The sequence below is a fragment of the Amycolatopsis sp. NPDC051371 genome, from assembly GCF_040682155.1.
Taxonomy (GTDB): domain Bacteria; phylum Actinomycetota; class Actinomycetes; order Mycobacteriales; family Pseudonocardiaceae; genus Amycolatopsis.
Genome location: NZ_JBFBAG010000007.1, coordinates 150,739 through 168,108 on the forward strand (window position 1 = coordinate 150,739; position 17,370 = coordinate 168,108).

At 71.5% G+C, this 17,370-nt stretch carries 17 protein-coding genes; 5 read left to right on the forward strand and 12 right to left on the reverse strand.

The window, feature by feature from the left end:
• Nucleotides 1-31: 31 nt before the first annotated feature.
• Both AB0M59_RS11850 and dgt read right to left on the reverse strand, forming a co-directional pair.
• Nucleotides 32-2,908 carry a S8 family serine peptidase gene (locus tag AB0M59_RS11850; protein ID WP_364612648.1) on the reverse strand — a complete coding sequence of 959 codons (2,877 nt, stop codon included), beginning with the start codon at nt 2,906-2,908 and terminating at the stop codon, nt 32-34.
• A gap of 305 nt (nt 2,909-3,213) precedes the next feature.
• Nucleotides 3,214-4,785, reverse strand: coding sequence for a dGTP triphosphohydrolase (dgt, locus tag AB0M59_RS11855; RefSeq protein ID WP_364612651.1), 1,572 nt, complete (start codon nt 4,783-4,785; stop codon nt 3,214-3,216).
• Nucleotides 4,786-4,845: 60 nt separating this feature from the next.
• Here dgt and AB0M59_RS11860 point away from each other — a divergent pair, with 60 nt between their 5' ends.
• Nucleotides 4,846-5,205, forward strand: coding sequence for a PASTA domain-containing protein (locus AB0M59_RS11860; RefSeq protein WP_364612654.1), 360 nt, complete (start codon nt 4,846-4,848; stop codon nt 5,203-5,205).
• A gap of 4 nt (nt 5,206-5,209) precedes the next feature.
• Here the strand turns inward: AB0M59_RS11860 and AB0M59_RS11865 are convergent, their stop codons facing one another.
• Nucleotides 5,210-5,845 carry an SRPBCC family protein gene (locus AB0M59_RS11865; RefSeq protein ID WP_364612657.1) on the reverse strand — a complete coding sequence of 212 codons (636 nt, stop codon included), beginning with the start codon at nt 5,843-5,845 and terminating at the stop codon, nt 5,210-5,212.
• Nucleotides 5,842-6,189 (reverse strand): metalloregulator ArsR/SmtB family transcription factor, encoded by a 348-nt coding sequence (locus tag AB0M59_RS11870; protein ID WP_364612660.1) that lies wholly within the window; start codon nt 6,187-6,189, stop codon nt 5,842-5,844. Before AB0M59_RS11870 ends, AB0M59_RS11865 begins: the two co-directional genes overlap by 4 nt.
• Before the next feature lie 145 nt (nt 6,190-6,334).
• On the opposite strand from AB0M59_RS11870, the gene AB0M59_RS11875 reads away from it, so the two are divergent.
• The gene (locus AB0M59_RS11875) at nt 6,335-7,996 is read left to right on the forward strand and encodes a GGDEF domain-containing protein (RefSeq protein ID WP_364612663.1); all 1,662 of its coding nucleotides are present in this window, start codon (nt 6,335-6,337) and stop codon (nt 7,994-7,996) included.
• Here the strand turns inward: AB0M59_RS11875 and AB0M59_RS11880 are convergent.
• From AB0M59_RS11880 to AB0M59_RS11890, 3 genes are all read right to left on the reverse strand, one after another.
• Nucleotides 7,993-8,448: a GNAT family N-acetyltransferase gene (locus tag AB0M59_RS11880; protein ID WP_364612666.1), complete on the reverse strand. Its 456-nt coding sequence runs from the start codon at nt 8,446-8,448 to the stop codon at nt 7,993-7,995. The two genes, AB0M59_RS11875 and AB0M59_RS11880, sit on opposite strands and share 4 nt — an antisense overlap.
• A gap of 42 nt (nt 8,449-8,490) precedes the next feature.
• Nucleotides 8,491-9,600, reverse strand: a complete 1,110-nt coding sequence (locus AB0M59_RS11885) for an MFS transporter (protein WP_364612669.1) — start codon at nt 9,598-9,600, stop codon at nt 8,491-8,493.
• A gap of 347 nt (nt 9,601-9,947) precedes the next feature.
• Nucleotides 9,948-10,571, reverse strand: a complete 624-nt coding sequence (locus AB0M59_RS11890; protein ID WP_364612671.1) for a TetR family transcriptional regulator — start codon at nt 10,569-10,571, stop codon at nt 9,948-9,950.
• Between the two features lie 51 nt (nt 10,572-10,622).
• On the opposite strand from AB0M59_RS11890, the gene AB0M59_RS11895 reads away from it, so the two are divergent.
• Nucleotides 10,623-11,483, forward strand: coding sequence for a 2-dehydropantoate 2-reductase N-terminal domain-containing protein (locus AB0M59_RS11895; protein ID WP_364612674.1), 861 nt, complete (start codon nt 10,623-10,625; stop codon nt 11,481-11,483).
• Between the two features lie 38 nt (nt 11,484-11,521).
• Here the strand turns inward: AB0M59_RS11895 and AB0M59_RS11900 are convergent, their stop codons facing one another.
• Nucleotides 11,522-12,142 (reverse strand): helix-turn-helix domain-containing protein, encoded by a 621-nt coding sequence (locus tag AB0M59_RS11900; protein ID WP_364612676.1) that lies wholly within the window; start codon nt 12,140-12,142, stop codon nt 11,522-11,524.
• Nucleotides 12,143-12,183: 41 nt separating this feature from the next.
• Between AB0M59_RS11900 and AB0M59_RS11905 the strand changes: the two genes are divergently transcribed.
• A complete protein-coding gene (locus AB0M59_RS11905) occupies nt 12,184-13,359 on the forward strand; it encodes a nucleotide disphospho-sugar-binding domain-containing protein (protein WP_364612679.1) in 1,176 nt (391 codons plus the stop codon).
• An 11-nt stretch (nt 13,360-13,370) separates the two neighbouring features.
• Entirely contained in the window at nt 13,371-13,754 is a 384-nt protein-coding gene (locus AB0M59_RS11910; protein WP_364612681.1) for a nuclear transport factor 2 family protein, read from the forward strand.
• Here AB0M59_RS11910 and AB0M59_RS11915 read toward each other — a convergent pair.
• Genes AB0M59_RS11915 through AB0M59_RS11930 form a run of 4 tightly spaced genes read right to left on the reverse strand, consistent with a single transcriptional unit; the run spans nt 13,751 to nt 17,368 of the window.
• Nucleotides 13,751-14,908 carry a sulfotransferase gene (locus AB0M59_RS11915; protein WP_364612684.1) on the reverse strand — a complete coding sequence of 386 codons (1,158 nt, stop codon included), beginning with the start codon at nt 14,906-14,908 and terminating at the stop codon, nt 13,751-13,753. The genes AB0M59_RS11910 and AB0M59_RS11915 overlap by 4 nt on opposite strands.
• An 8-nt stretch (nt 14,909-14,916) precedes the next feature.
• On the reverse strand, nt 14,917-15,705 hold the full coding sequence (locus tag AB0M59_RS11920; protein WP_364612687.1) for an SDR family oxidoreductase: 789 nt from the start codon (nt 15,703-15,705) through the stop codon (nt 14,917-14,919).
• Nucleotides 15,702-16,892, reverse strand: coding sequence for a hypothetical protein (locus AB0M59_RS11925; RefSeq protein WP_364612690.1), 1,191 nt, complete (start codon nt 16,890-16,892; stop codon nt 15,702-15,704). The genes AB0M59_RS11920 and AB0M59_RS11925 overlap by 4 nt, the downstream gene beginning before the upstream one ends.
• A complete protein-coding gene (locus tag AB0M59_RS11930; RefSeq protein ID WP_364612693.1) occupies nt 16,889-17,368 on the reverse strand; it encodes a nuclear transport factor 2 family protein in 480 nt (159 codons plus the stop codon). The genes AB0M59_RS11925 and AB0M59_RS11930 overlap by 4 nt, the downstream gene beginning before the upstream one ends.
• Nucleotides 17,369-17,370: the final 2 nt, after the last annotated feature.

Below are 17,370 nucleotides of genomic sequence, written 5' to 3' on the forward strand. Positions count from 1 at the left end.
GTAAGGAGGCCTTCACGGACTTGCGGGGAACTTACAGCGGGTGCACCGGGCCGTTGTTCGTGTAACCCCGCACGTTCGACGGCGCGCCGGCCGCCGGGGGCTGCACGAACCCGTTGATGTGCAGGGCGACCGACCGGATCGAGCCGACGTCGCCGCCCGCCGCGTCGACCACGGCGAACGTCCACGTGCCGTCGACCGCCGCGGCGGTCAGGCCGCCGGTCAGCGACTGCGTCGGCCGCCACGTGCCGGTGAACGGCGCGTTGGCCGAGGTCACCGTGCTGAACGCGGTCGCGGCGGTGTCGGCGAAGACGACCTGGCACAGGTTCTTGCCGGAGCCGCCGTTGCGCTGGAACACCGTCGCCTTCGCCCCGGAGGGCGCGGTCAGCGTGCCGACCAGGTCACCGACGTAGGAGTGGTTGAGCCCCACCGTCGTCGAGTTCGGGTCGGTGCTGCAGGTGGCGCCGTCCACGGAGAACGCCACCTTGGACGCGCGGCCGACCCCGGTGACCGGGATGGTCACCGACGCCCCGACCGGGCTGTTGTCCGGGATCGCCACCGGCGCGCCGGCGTAGGCGAAGTCCTGCGCGACCGGCGACGGGGTGCCGACCGGGAGCGAGAACGTCGTCGTCGTCGGCGAGTGCGCACCGGCGAAGCTGACGCGGGCGTTCAGGACGACCGGCGCGCCGAGCTGCTGCGTCGCCGGGACGGTGATGGTGAAGTCGTTGACGCCGGTCTGTCCCGGGCTGATGGTGCCGTAGGACTTGGACCGCGGCGCCACCGTGACACCCGGGGTCGGGCTGGTGAGCACGACGCTGGTGGACACGGCCGTGCCGTCACCGTCGTTGGTCACCGGCAGCGTCACCTTGGCCGTGTCGCCCGGGTCGAGCGCGGAGCCGCCGTCGGCCGGGGTGACCGTCGGCTGCTTCGCCACCGCGAGGGGCTGCGGGCTGGCGCCGGTGTAGGCGAGCACCTTGTCGGCGAGGATGACGCCCGCGCCGGTGACGTTGTCGCGGCCCGGGGTCTCGATGTCGACGGCGGTGTTGATCAGCGCTTCGCGGACCTCTGCCGGCGGCAAGCCGGGGTTGCCCGAGAGGACCAGCGCCGCGATCGCCCCGGCGTGCGGAGCGGCGGCCGAGGTGCCGAAGAACGGGCTGAAGCCGGTCACGCTGGTCTTCACGCCGTCGGCCGCGGTGATCTCCGGCTTGTTCCGGACCTCACCACCGGTCGAAGACACGTTGCCCGGGGTGATCGGGGTGCCGTCGGCCTCGTAGAACACGCGCCGCGGGCCGTCGGAGCTGAACCGCTCGGCCTTCGACGAGCTGCTGAACGAACCCGGGAACGGGCCCGTCGGGTTGGCCGGGTCGCCCGGTTCGAGCGGCCGGCCGAACGCCGCGGCCGCCGGAGTGGCCGCCACGCTGAAGGCGTCCCGCGCGGCCGAGTGGCCGACGGTCACGCCCGGGGTGTTGTAGGCCTTCAGGCCGTCCGCCGAGTCCTTGAACCGGCCGCGCAGCGCGGACAGCGACAGGTAGCGGTTGGCACCGGAGAACTTCACGACGGCCAGGCGCAGCCCGGTGCCGCCGAAGGCCGGCGTCTGCAGGATCTCGTACGGGTCCTGCGTGCCGTCCTGGACGTTCTGGCTGAAGCTGACCACGGCCCCCGCGGAGTTGAGCAGGTAGAGGTCGTAGTCGTTGGCCGACGCGCCGAGCGGGTCGGACCAGTGCAGCGTCACCGGGACGCCGGCCGAAGAAGCGTCCGAGACGGGCTCGTAGATCTGGTTGCCCGCGGCGCCGGCGAAGTTGTGCGCGGTGCCGGCGAACTTGCCGACGGACTTGCCGGAGTCGACGAAGTCGCCTTCCCAGTGCCCGGCGGTGCCGTCGAGGACGTTGCCCTCGTTGCCCGCCGACGAGAAGTACAGCGCGCCGTCCGCGGTCACGTCGTTCACGGCCTGGGCGATGATCCAGTCCTGGAACGGGGATTCCTTGAAGTAGATGACGTCGTCGACGATGACGTCGCAGTGCGACTCGAAGCGCAGCTTGCGGATGTTGTCCGCGAAGCTGGCGTCGGAGTTGAACGCCGAGGCGAAGCCGAGCGCGGCGTTGGGCGCGAGGTCGTGGATGATCTCGAGCATCGCGGTGCCCTCGTCGCCGTCGCCCTCCTGCCCGGCGATGACGTCGACGTTCGGCGGGAGCTCGCCCTTGGCCTGCGAAGCGGCCAGGGAGTCGACGCCGTCCGACAGCGCGCACGCCTTGACGCCGACGCCGGTGACGCCGAACTGCTGGCGGGCGATGTCGGCGTTGTGGGCGCGGTCGCCTTCGCTGGTCAGGGTCGCGGCCGCGGCGGCGCTGCGCTGCGACTTGGCGGAAACCGCCTTCTGCAGCTCGCCGGCGATGCGGTCGGCCTTCTGCTGCTTGGTCTCGGTCTTGGCCGGCGTCGTCGCCGGGGTGGCCAGCTCGCGGGCGGTCATGGCCTGGTCGGCCTGCTCGACGCGCTTGACGTCGCCGCGGGCGGCGATGGCGGCGAGCTGGTTCAGCGGGACCTCGGCGCGGACGCTGCCGTACCGGTCGGACACCGCGCGGATGCCCGCCCCGGCCTTGGTCAGCCCGGAGATGAGGTCCGGCGAGACCTTGCTCGCGCGGATGTCGACCAGGACGGTCCCGGCCGGGGAGACTTGAGCCCCGGACTGCAGCGCGTTGAGCTGCTTGGTCACGCCCTTCTGGGCGGCGAGCAGATTGCTGTCCACTTTGGACTCGGCGGCGGTGCGGCCCGCCTTGACCGCCTGCAGGGCGGCGATCTGCTGTTGTGCGACTTCGCTGAACGTGTCCGGTGTGGACGCGGTGGCGGCACCCGCGGCGGGCGGCGACACCAGGCCGAGCGCGGCGAGCAACGCCGCCGCCCCGGCCGTGAGCACAGTGGATCTCGATCTCGTGGAACGGGTACGACGCACGTGCGCCCTCCGATTCTCCAGGCGCGTGCCCCGACTCACGCTACCGATCGCCGGTGATCACCGGCACGATCCAGCTAAGTACTGTGAGTTCTCTGTAAGCAGCGGCCGTTCGAGTGACATCGGATGGGTAATTTCCTGAATGGACCGTAAGTCGTAGGCCGTTCAGCGGAACCGCACAACCGTTACAGGACGAACGAAACGGACCAGTCGCGTCAAGCGATACCACTGCACGGGATTACCGGATCGGACAAGAACCGGACAGCCGTCGATCACAACACGAACGAGTCCGACCACGGCTGCGCGGCCCGCCCGGACAGAGCGTCCAAGAGGGTCACCGCCTGCTTGTCCGTCAGCGAAGCCACGAAGTCCACCACCGCCCGGCCCCGGGCCAGCCCCCGCACCGCGTCCGGCCCGGACACCGGCTCCCCGGTCGCGCCGACGAGCAGCTCCGGCGCCGACCGCGCCAAGCCCGTGTACTCCGCGTGCGCCAGCTCCACCAGGTCGTGCAGCCGCCGCGGCAGCCGGGACAGCTCGTCGCGGTCGAGCAGCCACGCGTCGAGCGCGTCGACCAGGCTCGAGACCACCCCCGCCTGCCCGCGCTGGTGCAGCGCCAGGTCCGGGCGCAGCAGCACGAACCGGCGGTGCACGAACTTCAGCACCTGGACCTCGTGCCACTGGGCCGGGCGCAGCGACACGTGACCGGTGCGGGTGGACGGGGACGCCAGCACGAACACGCCGTCGACCAGCCGCGCCGTCCAGTTCGCCGAGAACGCCGCCGTCGCCTGCTCCGCCTCGATCGAGCCGTCGAACTCCGCGGCCAGCAGGCCGTCGACCAGCTCCGCACGGACCCGGGCCACCGCGGCCGCGAACGCGTCGTCGTCGACGATCCACGCGTCCTTGACGTGCATGCGGCGGCGGACGCGCTCGAGTGACCGGCCCGGCCGGCGCAGCTCGGCGTGCAGCGTCTCGTCGTCCAGCGCGGCCAGCTCCCCCGCGTGCTCGAGCCACTCCCCCAGCTCGGCCGCGACCGGCGCGTGCTGCAGGACGCCGATGCGGTGGAAGTCCTGCAGGTCGTGGATGGCGTAGGCGATGTCGTCGGCGGTGTCCATCACGGACGCTTCGACCGTCTGCTGCCAGCCTTCGACGCGCCCCGTGAACGCCGCGCGCGCCTGCTCGAAGTCGTCGAGTTCGGTGGCGTACGCGGAGAACTTGGCCGCGCCGGTGCCGGGCGACGCGTCCGGCTCGCCGGCGCCGCGCGGCGGCACGGCCATCGCGGACGGGTGCGGCGCCGGGTGGTGCAGCCGCAGCCACGGGTACTTCAGGACGGCCGCGCGCACCGCCGTGGTCAGGTCGAGCCCGATCGCCGACGGCCCGCGCACGTCGGTCGTGGTGATGATGCGGAAGGTTTGCGCGTTGCCCTCGAAGCCGTCGGCCAGGCCGAAGCGGTGCCGGGCGATGCGGTCGAGCGTCTGCTCGCCGAGGTGCCCGAAGGGCGGGTGCCCGAGGTCGTGGGCGAGCGCGGCGGCCTCGGCGACGTCCGGGTCGCAGCCGCCCAGCTTGTCGACGAGGCCGGCGTCGTCACCGGTGGTGATCCGCTCGGCGATGGCGCGCGCGACCTGCGCGACCTTCAGGCTGTGGGTGAGCCGGTTGTGCAGCAACCCGGCGCCACCGGCGCTGACCACCTGCGTGACCCCGCCGAGGCGGGCGAAGAACGGCGAGGCGGCGATGCGGTCGCGGTCGATCCGGAACGGGCTGGTCGCCAGGTCGGTGAACCCGCCGGCGTTCGCGGTGTCGTCCCGCCGCACCACCCTCGGGTCGGTCTGCTCGCTGCCCTGATCCATGCGCCCGACCTTATCCGGCTTCACCCGAACGGCGGGCAGGCGCGTGGGTACCCCACCACCATGTCCCGAGCGATGGTCACGACGCTGGCAGCACTCGCTTTCGCCCTGGTCGCGTGCGGCACCCCGCCCGGCGATCCCGGCACGACGACGTCGACCTCGACGCTGACTTCGACGTCGACCTCGGAGCCGGCCAAGCGGATCAAGGTCCCGGACGTCTCCGGCATGAACCACCAGGACGCGCAGGACACGATGCAGCGCGCGGGCCTCTACAACCTGCGCGAGGTCGACGGCACCGGCCAGGGCCGGATGCTGGTGCTGGACCGCAACTGGGTCCAGACGGGCCAGGACCCGGCGGCCGGCACCGAGGTCCCGGCCGACGCGGTGATCACCCTGACGGCGGTCAAGAAGACCGACCGCTGAGCCGTCAGGCCTCCGGCGGGGTCGTGTACGCCTTCAGCGTGCGGTCGGCCGCCTCCCGCGCCTGCGCCGGGTCCGCGCCCGCGGCGACGTCGGCTTCGTACCAGGCCTCGTTCGACGCCGTCATGAACCGGATGCCGTCCGGCGACATCATCCAGGCCATCGCCGCTTCCGGGTCGACGGCCGTGCCCGGCGCGGACAGGTGCAGGACCAGGCCGACGAGCGCCCCGTCCCAGCCGATGCCGACCGCACCCGGCCCGAACTCGTCCCAACGCTCGTCGATGTGCGCGACGTGCTCCAGCTCGAACCGGGTGCCGTCGCCTTCCGGCGTCAAGCGGACCTCGATCCAGCTGACGTTGCCGCCGAACTCCCACGTCGCGGCGAAGCTCTTCGGTGGGTCGCAGCGCTCGACCGTGCCGCAGGCGTTGCCCTCCAGCTGGTACTTCCCGCCGAGTTTCAGCTCCCCGCTGACCGGCAGGAACCAGCGCGGGATGCGCTCGGGGTTCGTGCAGGCGTCCCACAGGTCGTCGACGTCGGTGTCGTAGACCTGGCTGATGGTCAGGACGCGGGCTTCCTTGCCCTCGAGCACCCGGTCGCCGAGCGTGCGGCGGACCGCACTGATCTGGTGGCTGACGTCGATCACGAACCTTCTCCTTCGGTGAGGCGCCGGGCGCGTTTGCCGCGGGCGATTTCGGTGGCCAGTGCGTCCAGCGGCGGGGTCCAGAACCGGCGGAACCGGTCAAGCCAGACGTCGATGTCCTGCAGTGGCGCGTGCCCGACGGCGTACAGCCGCCGCGTCCCGTCCTGGCGGACGACCGCGAAGCCGTTGTCGCGCAGCACTTTCAGATGCTGGGACACCGCGGGCTGCGAGATGCCGAACTCGGTCCGGATCACCTCGGTGACCGCCCCGGCCGCCCGCTCGCCGTCGGCCAGCAGCTCGAGGATCCGGCGGCGGACCGGATCACCCAGGACGTCGAACGCGTGCACCCGGCCAAACTACAAGTAGCGACTTATATAAGTCAACCCTGAACAAGTGGCGGGCGTCACCCTGCGTTACTCCGATTCGGGTATCGGCGGTGAACATCAGTCGACATCGGTTTCGTTTCGCCGCCCGAGCCGCGACGATCGGGGCGTGAAGTCGCCACGCGCGGTCCGCTTCGCTTTCCAGCCGCTGTACAGCCTCCACACCGGGGGCGTCGTGGCTCACGAAGCGCTGGCCAGGCCGGGCCAGGGCACCGTCCCCGAACTGCTCACCCAGGCTCGCCGCGAGGGCCGCCTCGCCGAGGTCGACCTCGGGCTCGCGATCGCCGCCGTCCGGCAGGACGAGTCGGCGCTCCCCCTGCACCTCAACCTCTCCGCCCGCACCCTCGCCGCGCCGCAGGCGATGTACGACGACCTGCTGGCCGAGCTCGGCGACACCGGGCGCCGCACCCGCGACGTCGTCCTCGAGATCGGCCCGCCGTTCGCGCCGCTGCCCGCCGACCGCGCGCTCGCCGGGATGCGGACGCTCACCGAGCTCGGCTTCCGGCTCGCGCTCGACGGACTCGGCCGCGGCGACCTGCCGCTCGGCCTGCTCGTCGAGGCGCCGGTCGACCTGGTCAAGCTCGACCGCACGGTGCTGCGCGGGCTGCCGGACGACCCGGCGTCGGCCGCCATCGTCGAGGCGCTGCTGCACTACACCAACCGCACCGACACCCGGCTCGTCGCGACCGGCGTGGAGACCGACGCCCAGCTCGACGCCGTCCGCGGCCTCGGCATCCGGATCGCCCAGGGCAACCTGCTCGCCGCACCGACCGCCGCCGGGCCCGCCCCGGCGCTGCTCACCCGGGCCCAGACCGTGCGCGCGCCGGGTCCGGCGCAGTGCGTCGGCGACTTCCTCCGCCCGGCCACGACGCTGCCGGAAGCCGCGACCTGCGACGAGGTCCGGGAAGTGCTGGCGGCGGCGGACGCGCCGAGCGGCGTCATCGGCGTCGACGAGCTGAACCGGCCGCGCTGGTCGGTCGACCGGACGCGGTTCCTGGTCGCGGTCACCGGCCCGTACGGGCACGCGCTGCACGCGAAGCGCCCGGCGGCGCGGCTCGCGGACACCCCGCACACGATCGAGTCCCGCGCGGGCGCGATGGAGTTCCTCGAGCTGGTCACCGACGCCGACTGGGGCCGCACCGGCGACGACGTCGTCGTGGTCGACGAAGTCGGCCGCTGCCTCGGCGTGGTCCTGGTGACCGAGGTGGTGCGCGGCGTGGCCGAGGCGAAGGTCGAGGCCGCGGCGGCGCTGAACCCGCTCACCCGGCTGCCGGGCAGCGACACGGTCGCCCGCGACGTCGCCCGCCGGATCACGATCGGCGAGCCGTTCGTGGCGGCGTGGCTCGACATCGACGCGTTCAAGGCGGTCAACGACACGGCCGGGTTCGCCGCGGGCGACGACCTCATCCGCGAGCTGGGCGGCGCGCTCACCGAGCTCACCGGGCAGCTGCGCCGGATGCGGGTCAGCCACGTCGGCGGCGACGACTTCCTGGTGGTCTGCGACGTCGACGAGATCGCGACGGTGGCGGGCGCCCTGCTGGACCGCCACTGGACGGCGGACGGCATGCCGGTGACGGTTTCCCTGGCGACGCTGGTCTGCGCGAGCGGCTCGATCCGGTCGTACCAAGAGGTTTCGCGACTGCTGGCGCCGTTGAAGAAGCGCGCCAAGGCGGTACCCGGGTCGAGCTGGGTGCTCAGCCGGCCGGGCGCGGAGCGAGTCGAAGTGTTGCGCGGCATCGGAACGCGCGGTCTGCAGGCAGCCGCGGGTTAGGCATCTCTCCGGTCCGTGTCGCGCCGGTAGGCGTAGTGGACGAGCCCCGCGTGGAACTTGCCCACCTTGTCGTACAACGCACGAGCCGGCGCGTCCTCCAGCGTGTTCCAGTAGAGGCCGGGGAAGCCGTGCTCCTCGGCGTCCCGCGCCACCCACTCGATCACCGCCGTCGCGACACCCCGCCGCCGGACTTCCGTGTCCACGAACAAATCCGCCAGATAGCATTTCCCGGCGTACCAGACGCTGGCGTGGAACAGGTAGTGCGCGATACCGACCATCCTGCCGTCCAGCCAGGCGGCGATCCCGCGTAGCCGTTCGTCGTCGAGCAGGCGTCGCCAGGTCCGTTCGTAGGCGTCGTCGCCGCGTTCGACCTCGAAGTTAGTGTCCTTCCCCCGGGCCAGTACTTCCCAGCGGGCGCGGTCGGATTCGGTCAGGGGCCTGATCTCCACCATGAGGCCATCCTGCCCGGTGCCGGGCAGCGGTGAGGAATCCGGTCAGCGTCGCGTCGACGCACCAGCAGGTCGACGATGCCGGTCGAGGACGAGCACCGTGCCGACGACGAAAACGAGAGCCCCACCGATCGCCAAGGCGACGCCGGCGGAGCCGAAGCCGATGCCGCCGGCCACAGCCGCACCGGCGGCCGACAAGGCGATTTTCACGGCGCCCATGGCAACGAAGACTTGGGCCCTTCCCCTGGCCGGAGAGTACGTGGTTCGAGCGGCGAGCGTGGCCACGAAGAAGGGGCCGCTCAAGAACCCGGCAATCGCGAACGCGACAAGTGCTGTCCCGAAGTTCGGGGCCACGCCGCCGAGAACGAATGCGACACCGGTGGAAACCGTGCAATAAACGGTAATGCGGTCCGGTTCCCCTTTGAACGGAACGACGCTCGTGAAGATCGACCCCGCCAGACTGCCCGCCCCGTAAAGCGCCGCGAGCAGCGCTCCGCTCGCGGTGTCACCACGCAACTGGATTCCACGTCCGACGGCAAGGATCGCCAGCGAGCCCGCGACGAAAGAGGTCACCATCATGGCTGTCATCGCCCGGCGTAGGCCACTCGCGTGGACGACATGGCCGAGAACGTGCCGGATCTCCAGCGCTCCTGTGGCGTCGGGGCCGTCGTGCGCCGGCACCGCCGGCAATGTCATCATGAGTCCTCCGGCGACGACAGCAGCGCCGGAAAGCGCCAGTACGGCGGTCAGTGGCGTGCCGGCAGTCGCGATACCGGCGACGATGGCGGGACCGGCGCTGCCGGCAACGCCGTAGGTGAGAGCGTCCAGGCCTTGGGCTCGACGCTGGATCGACAATTCCTGGGGCACCATCAGGCTGAGCTGGCTGCTCAACCCGGCGGTGAGGACGGGACCGCAGATGCCCGCCACCACGACGAAGGCGAGAGAAATCGCAAGGGGCGCACGGCCGAGGGACAGCGCCGCGGCAGCCAGCGCGACGCCGTACACCACGCAACAGCCGGCGATGAACGGCCGTCCGTCGCCGACGCGATCCAGCCGACGCGCGAGGAACGGGCCGAGAAGATGCGGCAGGGTCAGGAAAACGGTGAACAGGCCGGCGTCGACGCCGCCACCGCCCGGCTCGGCAACCAGCAGCACGAGACCGACAGTCGCACCGGCGTCGGGGATGCGAGCGGACGCTGCAGCCCCGACGTAGTGAAGGAGGCGCTGTGCGGTCCCCGCGGCGTGAGGCAGTTCGCACCGTCCAGATCGTAGGTTGCTTGTCAGGCGGTCAGCGGCTCGAGCCCGGGGCCGGGATTCCCTCCGGCAGCAACCCACCCAGGCGGGCGCGCACACGGGAAGCAAAGACGTCATAGCGCGTGGCCATCCGTGCGGTCGGAATGCGAATCTCGCCCCCCAGCGTCGGATTACTCACGACCAGGAGCTTATCCGCAGGCCACGGGACGAAATGACCAGCCGGTTGTTTCGCGCACCGTCCCGAGTCGTCAGGTTCCGGTCGGTGGCGCGCTCATCGCGGCCGCCAGGAAGGTGATCGCCCAGCGCCGGGCCGCCTCGCCCGCCACCGGGGACGGGTCGCCCGGGCAGCGCTGGTTGTGGACGTCGACGCGGTCCACGGCCGTCACCGCAAGGATTCCCCGCAGCCGGAACCACAGCTCCTCCGGGGAAAGGCCGGGCAGTGCGCGCCCGAAGGCCGCCAAGAAGCGGTCGCGGACCGTGTCCTCGGCGGCGCCGGTCCAGGTGCGCATCTCCTCGGCCGGGTCGCCGAAGATCGTCATGATCAGCCGGGACGTCCGGGCGCCGCCCTCGTCGCCGGCCGGCATCCCGTCGAACAGCGGACCCGCGAACGCCTCCACCAGTTCGGCGACCGGCGGGTCCGGCGTCCGGGCCAGCAGCCGGTCGAGCCCGGCGCACTGCGCGGCGTTGATGGGCTCGACCACGCGGCGGACCACCGCGGCCACGAGCTCCGCCTTCGAGCCGAAGTGGTACCCGACGGCGGCCAGGTTCGCTCCGGCGAGATCGGTGATCGCGCGGACCGAGGTGCCATGGAACCCGCGCTCGGCGAAGAGGCGTTCGGCCGCGTCCAGGATTTGAGTGCGGGTGTCGGCCATGCACGTACTATACAGACGTATGATTAAAACGTACGTATGAATGAGGGCCCTATGAAACTGCTCGTGTACGGCGCCGGCAGGACCGGCAGCGTGTTCTCCACCCATCTGCACGAGGCCGGGCACGACGTCTCGCTCCTCGCCCGGGGCGAGCGCCTGGCCGCCCTGCGCCGGCACGGTGTGCAGCTCGCCGAGGAAAACAGCCCGGCCGTCAGGCGGGTACCGGTACCGGTGGTCGAACACCCGGCCGGCGGGTACGACCTGATCGCCGTCCTGGTCCGTACCCATCAGGTGGACGCGGTGCTGGAGTCCCTCGCCGGTCTCGAAGGCGACGTGCTGTTCATGCTCAACTGGGCGGCCGGTGCGCGGCCGCTGGGCGCGGTGATCGGCCACGAGCGGGTGCTGCTCGGCTTCCCCACGGACGCCGGCACGATGGACGGCGACGTGGTCCGTCACCGCGCGGCGAACCTCATGACCCGCCTGACGCCGATGCCGATCGGCGAACCCGACGGCCGGGCCACCCCGCGGCTGGAACGGATCGTGCGGACGTTCCGGTCCGCCGGGATCAACGCCAAGGCCGAGCCGCGGATGGACGCCTGGCTCAAGACCCACGCCGCGTTCGCGGTGCCCCTCGAGCAGGCGGCGCACGCGGCGGGCGGCCCGGAAGCGCTGGCCGGTGATCCGGACGCGGTCCGCGACATGATCCGCCTCATGCGGCAGCACCTGGCCGCCCTGCCGACGCCGCCGGTCCCTCGCGGGTTCGTCGCGTTGCGCGCTCTGCCGGAGGGGCTGCTCGTGGCCGTGTTGCGGCGCTTCTTGCGGAGCTCGACGGCCGCGCACAGCGGCCTCAGCAGCGCCTCGCCCGCGGCGATGGCCGAACTCGAGCGGATGGCCGGACAGATGCGCGCCTGGTGATTTTCGCGACCCCTTTCACGCAGGGCATCGAGCCGGGCTCAACTCCGGCCGAGCGTGAGCTGAGCCCGGATCGCCGCGGCCGTCCATGCCACGTACTCCTCGTGTGGCCAGCCGCACACCGCCGTCAGGTGGTCGTACGCCTCGTGGGACGTCAGCAAGCCGATCGCGTCGGCCAGCCGGCCGCTGTCGCCCGCCGGTGCCAAGCCCGCCGCCTCCAGCCGGGCCACGATCTCGGTGCGGCGGGCCACCGCCAGCTCCGCGCGGACCGCCGCCACCGCCGGGTCGGCCATCGCCGCCGTCGTGAACGCGCGCCAGATCGGCAACGACCGGCGCACCCCCTCGGCGACCCGTCCGACCACCACCGGCAGATCCGCGGCCGGCCCCACCAGCGCGTCGAGGTTCACCGCGTCCGGGTCGCCCGCGAACCCGCCACGGAACGCGGCGAGCAGCAGGTCCGCCTTCCGCCCGGCCTGCGTCACGGTCTCGAGGCTCACGCCGGCCGCGGCGGCGATCTGCCGCACGCTCGTGCCCGCGTACCCGCGTTCGGCGAACAGCCGCCCGGCCGTCGCCACCACGTGCTCCCGGGTGCGCCGGGCGCGGGCCTCGCGCACCGGCGACTCGTAGCGACGCCGCGCGCCCCCGGATTCCGGTATGGTCATCAATTGGATAGTACAGCGTATCGCTCAATCCAGGGGGAGCCATGACCCGCGTACTCGTCTGCGTGCAACCCGCGCGCGGCCACGTCGGGCCGACCAAGCCGATCGTCGAAGCCTTGCTCACAAGAGGACACGAGGTCGCCGTCGTCACGGGGGCGCGCTACCGCGAAACCTTCGAGAAGCTCGGTGCCACCGTGAGAGTCCTGCCGCCGGAGGCCGACTTCGACGAAACCGACCTCGACGGCTCGATCCCCGGCCGCGCCGGTCTCAAAGGACTGAAGCTCGCCCGGTTCGAACTGGTCAACTTCGTCCGCGCGATACCCGCCCAGCTGAGCGTCCTGGACCTCGACGTCGACGTCGTCCTGTGCGACCCGCTCTTCATGGCGGGCCTGGCACTGGTGCGGCGCGAGCAGCGGCCACGCGTGCTCGTGCTGGGGTTCCTGCCGTTCATGCCCCCGGTGCCGAGCGGCCCGAACAGCGCGATCCTCAAGGCGCTCGCCCCCTGGGTCCTCGGGCCGGCGCAGCGGCAAGCCCGCGACGCACTGGGCGAAGACCCCGGCATGCGCTTCACGGACTGGCCGCTGCACAGCGACGGCGTGCTGCAGATGACCTGCCCGGGCTTCGAATACCCGCGCCCCGGCGCGCCGCTGCACTTCATCGGGCCGGCCACGGTCAGCGCGGCGAGCGAGCACCCGTTGCCGTCGTGGTGGGCCGACCTCGACGGCTCCCGTCCGATCGTGCACGTCACCCAAGGGACCGTGGCGAACGACGACCTCGGCCGGCTCGTCGAGCCCACGATCGCCGCCCTCGCCGAGGAAGACGTGCTGGTCGTCGCGACGACCTGCGGCGGCCGGCTGCGGCCCGGGGCGCTGCCGGGAAACCTCCGCGTCGCCGACTTCCTGCCCTACGACGACCTCCTCCCCCGCTGCGCCGCGGTGATCAGCAACGGCGGGTACGGCGGCGTCAACCACGCCCTCCGCTACGGAGTCCCCGTGGTGGTGGTCGGCGCCAGCGAGGACAAGCGCGAGGTGGCCGCCCGCGTCACCTGGTCCGGGGCCGGGATCGGCCGCGCCCGTGCCTCCGCTTCCCCGCGGGCGATCAGGCGGGACGTCCGCGCCGTCCTGGACGAACCGCGCTACCGCGACCGGGCGAAGGAGCTGGCCACCGAGATCGCGGCCGGCCCGTCCATGGACGACGTCGTCAAGCTGATCACCGCGTAGAGTTTCCCGGCATGGACGCCGAAATCCGCGCCGCGATCGAGGAGCACTGGACGGCTTCGGAACGCGGAGACATCGAGCGCGAGCACGCGATCTACGCCGACGACGCGATCCTGGACTACCCGCAGTCCGGTGAGCGCTTCCGCGGCCGCGCGAAGATCCAGGCCCAGCGCGGCGGTCATCCGGCGGAGCGCCACTTCACGATCCGCCGCATCCAGGGCAGCGGCGACCTCTGGGTCAGCGAGTGCGTGATCGCCTACGACGGCGTCCCGACCCGCACCGTGAGCATCATGGAGTTCGACGGCGGTCTCGTGACGCACGAGACGCAGTACTTCGCCGACCCGTTCCCGGCGGCCCCTTCGCGGGCCGAGCTGGCCGAGCCGATCCCGGCCGACTAGGAGTACGCGCGGAGGTAGCCCGCGAAACGCTCGTCGACCTCCTCGGGCGTCAGGCCGAACTCCTCCAGGGTGTAGCGGTGGGCCGGTTTCCGCTCCCCCGAACGACTCTCCGTGTGCAGCGCCGCCATCGCCGCCCGCGCGTCGTCGGTGAACGCCAGTCCGAAGTGGTCGTACACAGTGGACACCGTGCCGATCGGGTCGGCGACGAAGTCCTCGTACCGCACATCACAGAACTGGGCCGCGTCGTACCGGCCGCGGGCCGCGTGGAACTCGTCGGCGCCGCGGGCCCACAGGTCGAGCTGGGACTTGCCGATCACCTCGCCGCGGAACTTCGTCGACCAGCCGTCCGCCGCCTTCTCCGCCAGGCTGCACATCGAGCCCATGATGGTGCGCGGCGCCCGGTGCGTCTGGATCACCAGCGCGTCCGGGTACGCCGCCATCAGCGCGTCCAGGGCGAAGAGGTGGCTCGGGTTCTTGAGCACCCACCGCTTGCCGGCGTCCGGCAGCCCGATGAGCTGCAGGTTGCGCCGGTGTCGGGCGTACGCGTCGGTCCAGTCCTGCTTCGCGAGCCAGCGCGAGTAGCGCGGCACGTGCGCGAGGCACTCGAACGACAGCGAGCGCATCGACTGGCGCAGCAGCTGCCAGCACTCCTCCACCTGGTCCGCGGACATGTGGTGCACGCCCATGAACTCGGGGTGTTCGACGTGGTGACGCTCGTAGCCGGCCTGGATCCCCTGGTAGACCGGGTTGTCCGCCCACGTGTCGCGCGGCGGCCGCGGCTGCGGTACCTCGGCGAGCCAGACTTCCAGGCCCTGGTGCCCCGGGTCCTCGGCGAGCAGCCGGTGCAACGCGGTGGTGCCGGTGCGCGGCAGGCCGGTCACGAAGATCGGCCGCTCGATCGCCGCGGAAGCGGACGCCGGGTGCTGCTTCCAGCCCGCCTCGCTGAGCAGCCGCGCCACAAGCGCACCGCGCAACATCGCCCGGTGCACCTTGTTGCCGAACGGCGTGAGGTCCTCGTCGGTTTCGTACGACTCCAGCAGCACGCGCAGGCCTTCGACGTACTCGTCACCGCCGAAGTCGTCGAGCCCGGTGAGCTTGGTCGCCGACGCGTGCAGGTCCTCGACGGTGCCGACGTCTTCGCGGCCGGGGAGCATGGATCCTCCTAGTGGTGGTACTCGCCGCCGTTGACGTCGAGGCACTGCCCGGTGATCGCGCGCGCCATCGGCGAGGCGAGGAACACCACGGCGTCGGCGATCTCGTCCGGCTCCGGCAGCTTCCGCAGGTCTGTTGTGGACGCGGTTTCGGCGTACACCTCTTCCGGCGTGATGCCGCGTTCCTTCGCCAGGTAGGTGAAGTACCACTTGAGATTCGGCGCCCAGATGTACCCCGGCGCGATGGTGTTGACGCGAATCCCGTCCGGCCCGAGTTCGCTGGCAAGGCTCTGCGAAAGCGACAGCAGCGCCGACTTCGCCATCTTGTACGCGCCGAACGTGCGCCGCGAATGCCGCAGCACCGCGGAGTTGATCATCACCAGCGAGCCCTTGCTCTCCTTGAGCGCCGGCAGGAACAGCCGGGTCAGCCGGAGCACGGAGATCCCCGCGGTCTCGAAACCCTTCCGGACCGCGTCGAGGTCCACAGTGGCCAGATCGGTCAGCGGCGGGACGGCGAAGGCGTTGTGCACCACCGCGTCCACCCGGCCGAACGCTTCGACCGCCTCGCTCACGAGGTTCGCGGCGGAGTCGGCGTCGTCGATGTCGGTCCGGACCGCGACGGCCCGGCGCCCGAGGTCGGTGACCTCCTTCGCGACCTCCGTCAACCGTGACTCGGTGCGTGCGGCGAGCACGACGTCGGCGCCGGCCAGCGCGCTGCGCACGGCGATCGACCGGCCGAGTCCCGGGCCGATGCCCGAAACCACGACCACCTTGCCCTGCAACAGGTTCTCCACGCTCACCCCAGCATCCGGGCGGCGACGGCGTCCTGCCGGGCCGCGATCCGCGCCGACCACTCGGCCGGCGTCACCCGCGCTTCCTCGTGGAACGGCAGCCGGTCGGGCAGCTCGTCCACCTTGACGACCTCGACGACCGGGCCGTCGTCCGGGCCGAGGTCCCGCGCGAGCCGCTGCCAGCGGATCTGGACGTACCCGCGGTCGTGCCCGGTGCGTTCCAGCCAGTTCGCCACACCGGGGTCGCGCTCGCTGATGACGAACCGGATCTTGCCGTCCGGGTCGACGCGCGCCTGATCGGCGGTGAGGCTCGTCTGGTGGTTGATGTAGTCGAGCGAGACGTACCAGAGGCTGCCGAGCTGGATGCCCTGGTACGGCGCGTCGGCACAGCGCGGCACGGTGACGATCATCGCCTCTTCGTCGCCCAGCTCGTAGTGCCCGGCGGAAGAGAACTGCGTGGTCAGCCCGCCCGGCGTCGAGCGCGGCTCGGTCATCGTGTTCACCGGCAGGTTGTCGTAGAACCACTTCGGGAAGGCCAGGAACGTCTTGAGCCGGCTCAGCAGGATCTTGCCGGTGACGCCGTAGCGCTTCGCGAGCGCCGAGCGGTCCGGCACCGGGGGCGCTTGGCCCGCCGTGTCGACGCACTGGATGCGGATCTCGCCGCGCTTCTCGGTCGCCCAGTCGCTGTGGACCTCGCGGACGACCAGCATCGACGAGCCCTCGCCGAGGACGAAGTAGTTCGGCCCGGGATTGTCGCGAGCCGGGCCGAAGCGCAGCTCGAACCGGCCGTCTTCGCCGATTTCGATCGCGCGGTCGTCGAACGCGGCGAGGCTGTCGGGCACCACGACCGGCGAGTAGTCGCCGTTGAGGATCTGGAAGCTCAGGTCGGCGGTGGTCCCGCGGACGCCGGTGACCAGGTACTCGCGGTCGGCGCGGATGTTCGCGTTGAAGTAGAGCGTGTCCGGGTTGTCCAGGCCCATCTTGGTGTACGGCCCGGTGGACGCGGTGAAGTACGGGAAGTCGCGCTGGTAGGCCCAGGCCATCTGCAGCGACGCGCGGATGCTCCCGGCGAGGTAGTCGTAGCCTTCGAGGAGGCCCAGCTCGGTCTGTGCCAGCGGGGCTTGCGCGATCAGCTTCTCGGCCTCGGCGATCGCGTCGGCGAACGACCGGGTCAACGAGAACTCGTTCTCGATCATGCCGGCACGGCCCAGCGGTTCGCGAGCAGCCGGAAGCCCTTATTGTCCGCCCACGAGAGCATCGACTCGTAGGTCCGGACGTACCCGATGTGCGTCATCCGCCAGGCGCCGTCGGCCTCGCGGCGGTAGGTGTCCTCGTAGAACGCGGCGCCCTCGATGATCACCTTGTGCTCGGGCACGATGACCTTGTCGGTGAACGACCACCGCCCGGTCGCGGTGTCGCCGTCGACGTCGATCTCGGGCTGACCTGCGTGGTGGACGGTGATGATGCCGTTGCCGAGGCTCTCGGTGAGGAACGCGACGATGGCGTCACGCCCTTCGAAGTGCTTCCCGTCCTCACCGGTCGCGCGGGTCCCGTAGTCGGCCGTGGCGTCGGCGGTGAAGGTGTCGGCCACCTCGTCCCACTGCTTCAGGTCGACCGCGCGGAGGTAGCGGTACTTCAGCCGGCGGATCTCTTCGAGTACGACCAGGTCCATCG